This window comes from Abyssisolibacter sp. ZYX002 (assembly GCF_056892235.1).
The window spans coordinates 38,482-51,743 of the sequence record NZ_JARMXH010000007.1 but is presented as its reverse complement, the minus strand read 5'-3'; the positions used below and the strand labels follow the sequence as shown (position 1 = coordinate 51,743).

Sequence of the window (13,262 nt, the reverse complement as noted above, 5' to 3'; positions counted from 1 at the left end):
AATAAACAGAAGAGGTGTTAGCATGGTTAAAAGTAGTAAGCTAGTAATAATAGTATTAATAACAGTACTAGCAATTAATACAGTATATGCACAGGTTGGACAAGCTATAGATGGTATTACATCCTATGATAGCTTAAAGAAAAATATTAGTTTTAGTGATATAAAGGGGCATTGGGCTGAAAAGTATATCAATACAATGAGTGCATTGTCAATAATAAAGGGTGCAGGAAGTTCTCGTTTTAATCCAAGTGGTAAATTAACATATGAACAGTCACTGATACTATTAGTTAGACTTCTTGGACTCGAAGAAGAGGCACAAAAAAGAGGCCAAGATATGAACAATAATACAGATACAGCAGGTTATAACATATTATCAGCTCATGATTACTACGTAAAAGGCTATGTAGATGTAGCAAAAAACAAAGGTATTATAACACAAGAAGAAATAAACGCGATTACAAAAACAAACCAAAGCACCTCCGATAAAATAGAAGATGAAATAGACACCCAGATGGCTAGGTATGATGCTAATTTGCAAATTACACAAATACAGCTAGCAAATATTAGAGCTAAACTGAAAGAAAAAATAACTAGAAAATATACATATCAAAAATCAGTTACAAGAGAACAAGTGGCAGTATTTGCTGCAAGAACAATAGGCCTAAAGCCAATAGTTGGAAGTAAAAGGCAAAAAATATACACATTAAAAGATTACTCTAAAATAACGCCAAGTTATCTTCCGTTGATAGAAGCAGTACTTCAAAATGGAATAATATCAGGAAATAATACGAATCAATTTAGACCAAAAGACTCAATCAACAGAGCGGAGATGACAAAGATATTGTACAAAATAGCAAGGCCGATAATGGTGAAAAACGGTTATCAAATTAATACGGCAACTATTCAAAATATAGAAGAAGCCATATCTAAACAAACAGATGGATTAACTGGCAGGACATACACAGCTAAGGTGAAAGTATTTACAATAGCTGATGATGTAAGTATTAAAAACATACATGTGCAGGAAGCTGGAAGTAGCAATACTTCTAAAGGCTTTATAGTAATAGATGGCAACAGACTTTCGAGCATGAATAGATTAAAAATAGGCGATACAGTTAGATACTATATAGATAACGATAATAGGGCAGTTTTAGTAGAAAGACTTGCAAACTCAGTACAAAATCTCACTGGATTTATAGAAAAGGTAGAGGGAGGATATATATCATTTAAAGATTTTAACGATGTTCTGTATAAATATGAATTAGCTAAAGGAGCAAATATAATAGTAAACGGGGATAGTATTTTAGCAAAAGATTTATTATATGGACAAGAAGTATCAGTAGAAGTTACAAACAACAAAATATCTCGTATATCAAGTAACCTAGAAATAGGAGAAGAAGGATATATAGAAAAGGGAGATAAAATAATAACAGGAAAAGTATTATCAAAAGATAAATATAGTGGGCAGGTAACATTAGCTACACCTAATGAAGTTAAAAATTTCATTATAGATGGATATGCAAATATAATTAAAGATGGTAACAACGTAGACTTTCAAAAAATACAAGATGGAGATTTACTAAGACTAGAATTTGATGATTACAATACGAATAGGCCATCAAAGGTCACGATATCATCAGCAGATATACAAATTTCTGCATTATATAAAGTAGAATTGCAAGATGTAGATACAATGCGTAAACAGCTTATATTAGGAGATATTAAACGCTACAACCACGGTAGTTGGATGAATGAAGAAGGGAAAAAAGACCTTCAAATAAATCAAGGTTGTAAGATATATGTTGGCAATGTAAGCTTATCATTAGAAGAGTTAAAGAACTATAAGGGCAAAGAAGCTTATATAGCAGTTCAAAAGAACTTTGGGCAAGACGAAGCTATTAAACTAATAGTTAAGAATAATTATGAGACAAAATATGATAACTCAATACAAAAGATAGAGTATGGCTCAAATACTCTAAGGGTCGAGTATAGAAATATAGGTTTTGACTATGATAGTACGATTATAGTCAAGAATAACAGATTAATACACCCATACAATCTATCAAAAGGAGACGACATATTAGTATATTCATATGGAGTTAACAACCCTCATGCAGCATTCATATCAGTATTAGAAGAGGATGCAAATGGACTAGTAGTATATAGAGGTAGAATAGACGAAATCAACAAATACAACATAGATTTAGATAAGATATATTATCTAGAGGACAACAAGTGGCAGAAAGAGAAAAAGCAGACAACATTCAATATAAGTAATGATACAAAGATTATAGATACTAGAAAGGCGCAAGCGGTAGATGTAACAGTAGATGCTTTTCTAAATAGTAGGCATTTGAAATCCTCTGATCCTAACAATTACTATAAGAAATATGCCTATGCGGTGGAGTACAATGGCATGGTGCTGGCAATGAATATCATAGATAATTCTACAAAGTCTCAAGTAGTAACCATAGCTACAGTAGATGATATAGATAAAGCAAACATAACATTAGAGTTGAAAGATGTAAAGGATTATAGCTTCTTTACAAACAAATGGAATCTAAACAACGCTTCACTTTATCTAATGGCACAAAAAGCTATATTCATAAAAGATGGTAAGATAGTTGGATTTGATCATGTTAAGAAAGGTGATAAATTATATATACTCAGGAAAAATGGACGAGGAGATATAGTGTTAATAAAATAGGACATAAGGAGTGTAAGTATGAAAAAAATACTATGTATTATAACATTAATAATATCACTTTCAACATCATCATTTGCACAGATAAACAATGCAGGCTTTGAAGGTGGTATAAACAAAGACGAACAAGACTACAAAAGAGAAAAACAGTATAAAGAAGTTATATTTATAACAGGAAAGCCAGTAGTGCTATATGGTAAGGTAAAAATGCTTGTCAAAGATAAAAAACTGACATATGACTATGTAGATATGAAGAGTAAAGATGGAACAGTAACAATGAAAAAAAAGATAGAGCTAGAGAGAATCATAGAAGACAATGAGAGTATTAAACAAGTAAGAGAAGAAAACAACATAGTCAGATACAAAGAAGAAATAAGTGATAGTAATGGAGATACTTATGTATTAGAAGACTATCAGTTTCATAACTCAACTATAGATGATAATCAACCTATGATTAATTACTACTCAGGAAATTGGCTTGGAACCAAAACATATACGATAAACGATGGTGAGCGAAAAATAATAGCAGAAACTACAGGTGGAATATATGGATATGACCACTATTGGGGCGCAACAGAAACTCAGAAAATCAAGCAGTATTTGAAAAAAGTAAATACTAAAACCGACAAAATAGAATGGACAGGTAGCTCAGAGATGAATATTTCATTCAATAGAACAAAAGAAATGGAGTATTTTGATAATCTGCCGTACCAAGCTAGTTTTTCCGATGGATATACATTAACTGAAAAAAAGGAAACAGTGATGAAGTACAGTTATGACATGCCTTATCTAGGGAGTACGAGTACATCAAATGTTAGAAACAAAGGAACAGGAGTGGAGAGATATGACACATTGCCAACACAAAAAAAGCTCTATATACCAAAATATGAAGATATAAAGGGAATATGGTCTCAGTGGGATATAAAAAGACTAGCAGGTCTTGGAGTATTTGATAGTTCAAAGAAATTCTTTGGGCCTAAGCTACCAGCAGAGAGAGGAGAATTTGCAAGGTGGCTTGGAAAGACTATGAATCTAGTCAAAGAAGATAATAAACCAAAGAGATCATTTACAAAAAAAGATGCAAATGCACCTGTTTTTGTAGATGTAACAAGAGAAAATCCTGATTATGAATACATAAAAATAATCAAGGAAAGAGGAATAATGTCAGGTGTAGGAAAAGGGTCATTTATGCCTAAGGGTAAATTGACAAGGGCGCAAGCAATAACAATAGTTATACGATCGATAGGACTAGAAAGGCTTGCACCAAATCCACCATTTAAAACATCATTTAAAGACGATAGTAGTATACCACAGTGGGCTAAAAAATCTATTTACGTAGCAAAACAGATTAATCTCTTGAGTGGAAATAATGGTTATGTATATCCTAATGATTATATGAGTAGAGAAGAAGCCGCAGCGTTTTTAAATAGATTTATAAACTATTTACAAGTAGAGCTTAAAGATGAATATAGAGATAGTATAATCAATTACAACTAACGTTAAAAAATTGATTTAATTACATTTATTTTTATTAATTTCACATGGATTTCACATTATAGAGTTATAATTTAACATAGTAACAAGAACATTTTAAACTTCTACAACATTTCAAAAGGTAGCTCCAAAGCGAGGTACCTTTTTTTTGTAAATATAACATTTGCTATATGCGAAATTCTTTAGAAATGTAAAACAATTTTAATATAACTGAAAAACCAATGAAATAGAGTGTTACAGGTATATGACAAAATCTGCAGTATTGAATAATATAGGATAATAGACTAAAATATAATGAGGGTCAAAATTATATTTTATACAATCTTTAATAAAAATGACATAACAACAAAAAAACATTAAAAATTAGAAACTTTTTAGTTACAAATGGCGTCTAATAATAAGGAGACTCTGTAAATGAGAGGAGGCAAATCACCGAGCAGTTAATTTTATATAAAAAAGAAGAGAAAATAAAATTAAAATAGAAGCGGAGTATTAAGTCTTATATCTAGCAAATGTAAATCAAACAGTAAATTAAGTTAGTAAATAATATATAGCATTGCTGTTACGACAGATCATATAGACAAAATATATACTATTATAATAGGAGGTAAAATTAATAATGGTTGAGAGAATATTAAAAATAACATTAGTTATAGTAGTATTACTTTTTGGAGGATTTTATGCGTATAACGAATCAGTAAGAAAGCAAGAAGTATCCTCAAAGGAAGTAGTAGAGTATATTACCAAAGAAGTAGAAAAAGGAGATATAGTAGCAGGAGTAAAAACATCTGGACAAATAGAAGGATCCTGGGGCGGAGGTATAGATGTACCAGATATACTATTTGATGGCGGACAAGAGGCGAAATACATAATAGAGAAGGTACTAGTTGAGAGAGGAGACCCTGTAAAAGAGGGAGACACTTTAATCAAGTTACAATCACCAGATTTAGATTTAAAGTTAAAAGAAGCGGAGCTTAAATTAAGAGAAAAAACAGATGATCTACTTTTAATGGCAGGAGTAGATAATATAAATAAAATCAGTCCATCACAAGGAATAATAGTAAGAGCAACTATGGAGGGGAGAGTGACTGAGCTTACAGTTAAAGAAGGAGATGAACTAGAGCAGGGAATCTCAGTTGCCAAAATAGTAAATGATTCAAAATACATAGTAAGAGCAAAAGTGACTCCAGGCGAATATAAATTATTAAAAGAGGGACAAGAAGTTGCATTAAAAATAGGTAGTTACGATGGAACAAATGTAGCTACAATAACAAGTATAGATAAAAACCAATCACCAGATCTGGACAAAGATGGAAAAGCTATAGGATTTATTCATTGGATAACAATAGAAGGAAAAAATCCAGGATTAGCACAACCAAAAATGGAAGTAGAAGTAGGAATAAAGAGAGGCGGCAATATATTCTATTTTGCAAATAAAGCGTCAATAGAAGGCTTTGCAAATGAGGCTACAATACTAGCTAGTGCTAAAGGAATCATTACAAAGATGTATGCACATAGTAATGATGTAGTAAAAAAAGGAGATAAAATCGCAGTACTAGCTGGGGAGGACATGCAAAGAGCAATAGAAGGGAAGATAAGAGAAATAGATGAGTTAAAGAAAAACATAAATAGCTATAAAGAGTCTTATAAGTATCTTGAAATAAAATCACGTATGAACGGAATAGTAAGTTATATGCGTGCTACAGAAGGCAAAGAACTAGAGAGATTTGGTTACTTAGGATCATTGTATAATATGGATGAAATGTATATGGAAACTTACGTAGATGATCAAGACGTATTAAAAGTAAAAATGGATGCTCCAGTAACTATAACACTAGATGCAATACCAGGAGAAATCTTTGAAGGAAGAGTAAAAGATATACAGACTCGAGGAAATAGCAAAGATGGGATAACTAAATTTAGAGTAACTATAAACTTGAAAGGTAACGAAAAAACAAAACCAAACTTTGCAGCCAAAGCATTTATAGAATCAGGCAGTTCTAAAGACACACTATTGATACCATTAGAAGGTTTACTGGAAGAAGAGGGTAAAATGGTTGTGAAAATATTACAAGATGACAAATCAGTAAAAGTAGTTCCTGTAAAAATAGGAGTAATGAATGATAGAATGGTAGAGATTGTTGAAGGATTAAAAGAAGGAGATAAAATAATAACAGGAACAGAGACAAAAATATTAAATGGTGATAACAATAATGTAAAGGTATTAGAGACAAAACCAGATAACAATAAAAAAGGCGAATAAATAAGGAGGAATAAAGATGACTCAGAAAAAGAGAATACATTCCTTCTTAGCAAGATGGTGGTTCACAGCAAAGATGGCATCACATGGGATACTATCGAATCCACTAAGGTCAGCACTGACAATACTAGGAGTAGCAATAGGAGTAGCATCAGTAGTATGTTTAATGGGAATAGGAGAAGGAGCAAGACAAGCAGTAATAGAGCAGTTTGAAAGTCTAGGAGCAAACGTAATATCAATAAACATACACAAACCAGAGTACGAATTTAATGAAGAAGATGTGGATGACCTAGTAGAAAGAGTGCAAGGAATGGATATAGCATCGCCAGTAGTAAACACAAAAGCAGAAATGAGATGGAAAAGAGCCAAAGGAAGCATGAAGCTAATAGGAGTAAACGAAAAATACCCAGATATAAGAGACCACAAAATATTGACAGGGCAATTTTTCACAAAATGGCATGTAAAACAGAGATCAAACGTAGCGATATTAGGATATAATATAGGAACAAAATTAAACGGAGGACGAAGTCCAGTAGGAAGAAGCATAACGTTAAATGGGATGAGCTACAGGATAATAGGAGTATTAGAAGAAAAAGGCTCAGGAAACGCAAACGATGTAGACAATAGAATAGTAATACCATACACATCAGCACTAAAAATAGCAGAAAAGACAACCATAGAAGAGATATGGGGAAAAGCAGGATCACCAGTAGAAGCAGACTTAGCAGTAGTACAGCTAAGTAGAATAATAAAAAGAAAGCTAGGAATGGATGCGAGCGCACCAAAAATGACAGCAAGTAACAGTGCAGAAGGAGAAGAAAAAACAGAAGCAGTAGATAAAGAAAAAGAAGAAAAAGAAGAGAAAGCAGTAGAAACAGAAATACCAGGGGCAGGAGAAGAAGTAATATCAATAACAAACCTAAACCAGCTAATAGAAGAAGCAGACAATGCCAAAAAAGTAATGACACTCTTACTAGGAGGGATAGCAGCAGTGTCGCTATTAGTAGGAGGATTAGGAATCATGAACATCATGCTAGTAGCAGTAACAGAGAGAACAGAAGAAATAGGAGTAAGAAGAGCATTAGGAGCAAAGAAGATAGACTTATTAGTACAGTTTTTACTAGAAGCATTATTTGTAAGTATAATAGGAGCAATAACAGGGATAGTAGCAGGAATATGGGGAATGAAAGTATTTGATAGTCAAGGATTTAATACAGCGATAAACATACAATCAATAAAGATAGCGATAGTAGTGGCATTAGGTTCAGGATTATTATTTGGAGTATATCCAGCAGTATCGGCATCCTCAGTACCGCCAGTTGAGGCTCTTAGAAGACAATAACAACTTTAATAAATATATAGATAAAGATATATAGCGAAGGAGGTACAATAGTGACAGCTATACTAGAATTAAAAGGTATAACACGTAGCTACAAAACAGGACAAATCAAAGTGCAAGCATTAGCTGGCGTAGATTTGACAATAGAGAAAGGTGAATTTGTATCCATTATGGGACCATCAGGTTCAGGTAAATCAACAATGCTTAATTTAATAGGTTGCTTAGATTTACCAACCGAAGGTACATATAAAATAAATGGAGTTCAAGTAGAAAAGATGCGAGATAGTAGGTTATCGGAGATAAGAAATCAATTTATAGGATTTGTATTTCAAAGATTCCACTTATTGAGCAATTTAAATGCATTAGAAAATGTAGAGTTACCATTAATATATCAAGGACTATATGGAAAAGAAAGAAAGATAAGAGCAAAAGAAGCACTTGCAGCAGTAGGACTTGATGATAGAATGCACCATTTACCATCACAACTATCAGGAGGACAACAACAAAGAGTTGCAATAGCAAGAGCACTTGCAAGTAAACCAGCACTTATTTTGGCAGACGAGCCAACAGGAGCATTAGATTCAGCATCAGGAAAGAATATAATGGAAATATTTACAGAGCTAAATGAGAAAACAGGAATAACTATAGTTCAAGTAACCCACGAGAGAGAGATTGCATTATACGGACATAGAATATATCATCTTAGAGATGGATTAATAGAAAATATAGAAGAAGTGACAGAGTTATCTAAATAGGAGGTATAAAAATGTTACAGAAGATAGTAATGATAGTGTTGATTATAGTAGTGTTAGTTTTTGGAGGGTTTTATGCGTACAATGAGCTAATGCCGAGCCAAGAAGTGTCAGGAGAAAAAGTAATACAATATGCAACCGTGCCAGTTGAAAAAGGTGATATAAATGTAGGAGTAGACACAGCAGGAAGAATCATGGGTTCATGGGGTGGAGGAATAGAAGTGCCTGGACAAAGATACGGCAGGATTTCCGTGAACTATATAGTAGATGAGGTGCTAATAAAAGAAGGACAAGCAGTAAAAAAAGATGAAGTTTTAATTAAGCTAAAATCACCAGATTTAGATGCAAAACTAAAAGAAGCAAAAGATAAATTGAGAAAACAAGTAGATGAATTATCAGCAATGACAGGTGTATCAGAAAACAATCTAGAAAAAATAAACCCAGCCCAAGGTATAACAATAAAAGCACCTATAGATGGTAGAATAACAATGCTAGAAACAAAAGAAGGTAAAGAGTTAAAGCAAGGTGATCTAGTAACTAATATAGTAAACGATTCAAAATACAAAATTAGAGCAAAAGTAACACCACAAGAGTATAAGACTATAACAAAAGGACAAGAAGTAGAGCTCAGAATAAATAATTACGAAGGAACTTATAAAGCTACAATAGTAGAAATAGATAAAAATAAAGTGCCAGACGTAGATAAAGATGGAAACGCAAGTGGGTTTATTCATTGGGTTTCTATAGAAGGAGAGAACCCAGGTTTAATTCAACCAAAAATGACTGCTAGAATAGGTTTAAGAAAAGAAGATAGTATAACTTATTTTGTTCATGACGCGACAATAGAGGGATTTAAAGAAGAAAAGAGAGTATTAAACAGAGCTAAAGGTATAGTAACAAAAGTATTTGTTCATAACATGGATGTAGTAAAAAAAGGCGACAACATAATATCCATGGCAGGAGAAGAAATGCAAAGATCGATACAGTATAAGATAGAATCAATTAGAGATATAAGGAAAGAAATTGCAGAGTACCAAAATGCATATAGTAACTTTAATATAAAAGCTGCAATGAATGGAGTAATAGAATATATAGATAGCGATGCAAAAAAAGGAAAAACAGTGCGTGTTGGGCAATATTTAGCTGGTATATACAATACAAATGATATGTATATGACGGCGTACGTAGATGATACAGAAGTGTTACATATCAAAGAAGAAGCACCAGTAGAAGTTAAAGTAGATGCAATGCCAGGTGAGGTATTTAAGGGAGTAGTTAAAGGAGTAGAAAACAGTAGGGGAGACGACAAAGGCACGACAAGATATCAGGTAAGAATAAATGTAGAAGGAAATGATAAATTAAAGCCAAACTTCCAGGCAAAAGCACACATAGATGCTGGTACCTCAAAGGATACTTTATTAATACCTAGAGAAGGATTATTAGAAGAAGATGGTAAGATGGTAGTAGAGGTATTAAGAAAAGATAATACAGTGGAAGTAGTGCAGGTAAAAGTTGGTTTGATGAATGATAAAATGGTAGAGATTTTAGAAGGACTAAAAGAAGGCGACAAAGTAATAACAGGAAGTAGTGAGGATGTACTTCCAAGTCAACATATTAAATCAGATGATTCATTATTGCCAGGGAAAGATAAAAAAGATAAAAGTGACAACAAAGGTGATAAAAAAGGCGAATAAATAAGGAGGAATAAAGATGACTCAGAAAAAGAGAATACATTCCTTCTTAGCAAGATGGTGGTTCACAGCAAAGATGGCATCACATGGGATACTATCGAATCCACTAAGGTCAGCGCTGACAATACTAGGAGTAGCAATAGGAGTAGCATCAGTAGTATGTTTAATGGGAATAGGAGAAGGAGCAAGACAAGCAGTAATAGAGCAGTTTGAAAGTCTAGGAGCAAACGTAATATCAATAAACATACACAAACCAGAGTACGAATTTAATGAAGAAGATGTGGATGACCTAGTAGAAAGAGTGCAAGGAATGGATATAGCATCGCCAGTAGTAAACACAAAAGCAGAAATGAGATGGAAAAGAGCCAAAGGAAGCATGAAGCTAATAGGAGTAAACGAAAAATACCCAGATATAAGAGACCACAAAATATTGACAGGGCAATTTTTCACAAAATGGCATGTAAAACAGAGATCAAACGTAGCGATATTAGGATATAATATAGGAACAAAATTAAACGGAGGACGAAGTCCAGTAGGAAGAAGCATAACGTTAAATGGGATGAGCTACAGGATAATAGGAGTATTAGAAGAAAAAGGCTCAGGAAACGCAAACGATGTAGACAATAGAATAGTAATACCATACACATCAGCACTAAAAATAGCAGAAAAGACAACCATAGAAGAGATATGGGGAAAAGCAGGATCACCAGTAGAAGCAGACTTAGCAGTAGTACAGCTAAGTAGAATAATAAAAAGAAAGCTAGGAATGGATGCGAGCGCACCAAAAATGACAGCAAGTAACAGTGCAGAAGGAGAAGAAAAAACAGAAGCAGTAGATAAAGAGAAAGAAGAAAAGGAAGAGAAAGCAGTAGAAACAGAAATACCAGGGGCAGGAGAAGAAGTAATATCAATAACAAACCTAAACCAGCTAATAGAAGAAGCAGACAATGCCAAAAAAGTAATGACACTCTTACTAGGAGGGATAGCAGCAGTGTCGCTATTAGTAGGAGGACTAGGAATCATGAACATCATGCTAGTAGCAGTAACAGAGAGAACAGAAGAAATAGGAGTAAGAAGAGCATTAGGAGCAAAGAAGATAGACTTATTAGTACAGTTTTTACTAGAAGCATTATTTGTAAGTATAATAGGAGCGATAACAGGGATAGTAGCAGGAATATGGGGAATGAAAGTATTTGATAGTCAAGGATTTAATACAGCGATAAACATACAATCAATAAAGATAGCGATAGTAGTGGCATTAGGTTCAGGATTATTATTTGGAGTATATCCAGCAGTATCAGCATCTTCAGTACCGCCAGTTGAGGCTCTTAGAAGACAATAACAAGCTTATATGAATACTCAGACAAAAGGAGGATAACATGAAGAATAACAAGAAATTTCGCATTATAGGACTTATAATAGTACTATCATTAGTACTAACAATTACAGCTGGTTCTGTGATAGCCAAAGAAGAGAAAGAAAAAGACAAATATGAAGATGGTTTAGTATTTCTTGGAAAACTAATGAATTACGTAGAATCTCGCTACGCAGGAGAAATAGATAGTGATAAGCTTATAGAAGGTGCAATAAAAGGAGTATTTGACCAACTAGACGACCACAGCGAGTATTTTACAGCTGAAGAGTTTAAGAGATTAAACCAAGATACATCAGGAAATTTTGGAGGAATAGGTGTAGTAGTAGCAACAAGGGATGGATATGTGACAGTATTAAGTGTATTAGAAGATGGTCCAAGTAAAAGGCTTGGTATAAAAGCTAAAGATAAGATAGTAACGGTAGATGGTACAGATATCAAAGACTATAATCTATATGATGCTATAGTACTTATAAGAGGAAAGGTTGGAACAACAGTAAAATTAGGAATAGTAAGAGAAGGACAAAGTGGTATAAAGCACTATGAAATAAAGAGAAAGTTAATAAAAAGCAATCCAATATCAGTGAAAACACTAAAGAACAATATAGGCTATATAAAACTAAAACGATTTAATGCTAACACAAACGAAGAAATGACAAAGGTACTAAAAGATTTCAATAATAAGAATATCACAAAACTTATAGTAGACCTAAGAAATAACGGTGGTGGTTATCTAGACCAAGTACTAAAAGTACTACAGAACTTTGTACCAAAAGGTCCTTTAGTTCATATCAAATATGCAGATGGAACAACAAATACAAAAGAGTCATACTTAAGCAAGACAAAATACGATATAGTAGTGTTAGTAAACGGAGGTAGTGCAAGTGCATCTGAGATATTTGCAGGGGCTATTCAAGATTCAAAAGTAGGAACAATAATAGGAACAAAAACATATGGAAAAGGCTCAGTACAAGATGTGATACCGTTAAAAAATGAAGCAGGTTTTAAGGTGACAATAGCAGAGTATTTTACGCCAAATAAGAACAAGGTTGACAAAGTAGGGATTACTCCAGATATAGTAATAGAAGACGTATTTGATCACTTAGAAAGTGAAATAGACACAGCATTACTTGATAGATTAAACAAAGGCAAAGAATACAAGGTAGGACAAGTAGGATTAGAAATATTAGTAGCAGAAGAAATCCTAGATTACATGAAATATAGAGTTAGTACACCAGATGGGGTATTTGATGAAAGAACACAAACAGCACTGAAGAAGTTCCAAAAAGCAAATAAATTAACACCAGATGGTAAACTAAGTGATAAGACACAAGAAGCGTTAAAAGAGGCTCTTATAGAGTATCTAAACAGCGAAGCAATGGATAGACAGCTGAATAAAGCTATAGAGATAATTAGTAAAAATAAATAGAGATAAGGGGCAACCTCAGTGAGATAAAGAGGTTGTCTTTTTTGATTTATTAATATATGGATATTTTTAAGATAAATTGATAGCATAAAAAAGCTTCATTATATATAGAAATAGAAATCATGATATAAAACAAAGATTTGGACGTATATTGATGAGATAAATACAAGCATCTAACCTATACATCCATATATAAAGTCATTATACTATAAAATGTAAACCAT

General features: G+C 33.1%; 8 protein-coding genes. All 8 read left to right on the top strand.

Going from position 1 to position 13,262, the window contains the following annotated elements; genetic code table 11:
• Positions 1–22: 22 nt before the first annotated feature.
• The 8 genes from P3X86_RS16995 to P3X86_RS16960 all read left to right on the top strand — a co-directional run bounded on the left by P3X86_RS16995 (position 23) and on the right by P3X86_RS16960 (position 13,041).
• Complete coding sequence (locus P3X86_RS16995; RefSeq protein ID WP_483293923.1) at positions 23–2,707, top strand: S-layer homology domain-containing protein; 2,685 nt, start codon at positions 23–25, stop codon at positions 2,705–2,707.
• 18 nt (positions 2,708–2,725) lie between these two features.
• Entirely contained in the window at positions 2,726–4,201 is a 1,476-nt protein-coding gene (locus P3X86_RS16990; protein WP_483293922.1) for an S-layer homology domain-containing protein, read from the top strand.
• Positions 4,202–4,817: 616 nt separating this feature from the next.
• Positions 4,818–6,461 carry a permuted SH3 domain-containing protein gene (locus P3X86_RS16985; protein ID WP_483293921.1) on the top strand — a complete coding sequence of 548 codons (1,644 nt, stop codon included), beginning with the start codon at positions 4,818–4,820 and terminating at the stop codon, positions 6,459–6,461.
• 16 nt (positions 6,462–6,477) lie between these two features.
• Positions 6,478–7,800 carry an ABC transporter permease gene (locus tag P3X86_RS16980; protein ID WP_483293919.1) on the top strand — a complete coding sequence of 441 codons (1,323 nt, stop codon included), beginning with the start codon at positions 6,478–6,480 and terminating at the stop codon, positions 7,798–7,800.
• A gap of 59 nt (positions 7,801–7,859) precedes the next feature.
• Positions 7,860–8,552, top strand: coding sequence for an ABC transporter ATP-binding protein (locus P3X86_RS16975; RefSeq protein ID WP_483294044.1), 693 nt, complete (start codon positions 7,860–7,862; stop codon positions 8,550–8,552).
• An 11-nt stretch (positions 8,553–8,563) separates the two neighbouring features.
• Complete coding sequence (locus P3X86_RS16970; RefSeq protein ID WP_483293920.1) at positions 8,564–10,243, top strand: efflux RND transporter periplasmic adaptor subunit; 1,680 nt, start codon at positions 8,564–8,566, stop codon at positions 10,241–10,243.
• Between the two features lie 16 nt (positions 10,244–10,259).
• The gene (locus tag P3X86_RS16965) at positions 10,260–11,582 is read left to right on the top strand and encodes an ABC transporter permease (RefSeq protein ID WP_483293919.1); all 1,323 of its coding nucleotides are present in this window, start codon (positions 10,260–10,262) and stop codon (positions 11,580–11,582) included.
• A gap of 37 nt (positions 11,583–11,619) precedes the next feature.
• A complete protein-coding gene (locus P3X86_RS16960; RefSeq protein ID WP_483293918.1) occupies positions 11,620–13,041 on the top strand; it encodes a S41 family peptidase in 1,422 nt (473 codons plus the stop codon).
• Positions 13,042–13,262 lie beyond the last annotated feature (221 nt).